Genomic DNA, 1,199 nt, shown 5'->3' with positions numbered 1-1,199 from the left:
GTCTCTCAGACAAAACACCTTCGGTGTTGTCAGGTTAAGCCTCACGGTTCATTAGTACTGGTTAGCTCAACGTATCGCTACGCTTACACACCCAGCCTATCAACGTCTTAGTCTTAAACGTTCCTTTAGGTCACTCAAGGTGACAGGGAAGACTCATCTCGAGGCAAGTTTCCCGCTTAGATGCTTTCAGCGGTTATCTCTTCCGCACTTAGCTACCGGGCAATGCCATTGGCATGACAACCCGAACACCAGTGGTGCGTTCACTCCGGTCCTCTCGTACTAGGAGCAACCCCTCTCAATCTTCCAACGCCCACGGCAGATAGGGACCGAACTGTCTCACGACGTTCTAAACCCAGCTCGCGTACCACTTTAAATGGCGAACAGCCATACCCTTGGGACCTACTTCAGCCCCAGGATGTGATGAGCCGACATCGAGGTGCCAAACACCGCCGTCGATATGAACTCTTGGGCGGTATCAGCCTGTTATCCCCGGAGTACCTTTTATCCGTTGAGCGATGGCCCTTCCATTCAGAACCACCGGATCACTAAGACCTACTTTCGTACCTGCTCGAGCCGTCACTCTCACAGTCAAGCTGGCTTATGCCTTTGCACTAACCGCATGATGTCCGACCATGCTTAGCCAACCTTCGTGCTCCTCCGTTACTCTTTAGGAGGAGACCGCCCCAGTCAAACTACCCACCAGACACGGTCCCCGATCCAGATTATGGACCTAGGTTAGAACATCAAACGTTAAAGGGTGGTATTTCAAGGTTGACTCCATGCAGACTGGCGTCCACACTTCATAGTCTCCCACCTATCCTACACATCAAGGCTCAATGTTCAGTGTCAAGCTATAGTAAAGGTTCACGGGGTCTTTCCGTCTTGCCGCGGGTACACTGCATCTTCACAGCGAGTTCAATTTCACTGAGTCTCGGGTGGAGACAGCCTGGCCATCATTACGCCATTCGTGCAGGTCGGAACTTACCCGACAAGGAATTTCGCTACCTTAGGACCGTTATAGTTACGGCCGCCGTTTACTGGGGCTTCGATCAAGAGCTTCTCCTTACGGATAACCCCATCAATTAACCTTCCAGCACCGGGCAGGCGTCACACCGTATACGTCCACTTTCGTGTTTGCACAGTGCTGTGTTTTTAATAAACAGTTGCAGCCAGCTGGTATCTTCGACTGGCTTCGGCTC

The 1,199-nt window shown here is 51.8% G+C and carries 1 rRNA gene; it reads right to left on the bottom strand.

The window, feature by feature from the left end:
- Positions 1-30: 30 nt before the first annotated feature.
- Positions 31-1,199: ribosomal RNA gene (locus tag ABN236_RS19245) — 23S ribosomal RNA — on the bottom strand; the annotation flags it as partial.

The sequence above is a fragment of the Proteus sp. fly-1013 genome (assembly GCF_040140245.1).
In the GTDB taxonomy this organism is placed as follows: Bacteria; Pseudomonadota; Gammaproteobacteria; order Enterobacterales; family Enterobacteriaceae; genus Proteus; species Proteus mirabilis_B.
This window is presented reverse-complemented; position numbering and strand designations above follow the sequence as displayed.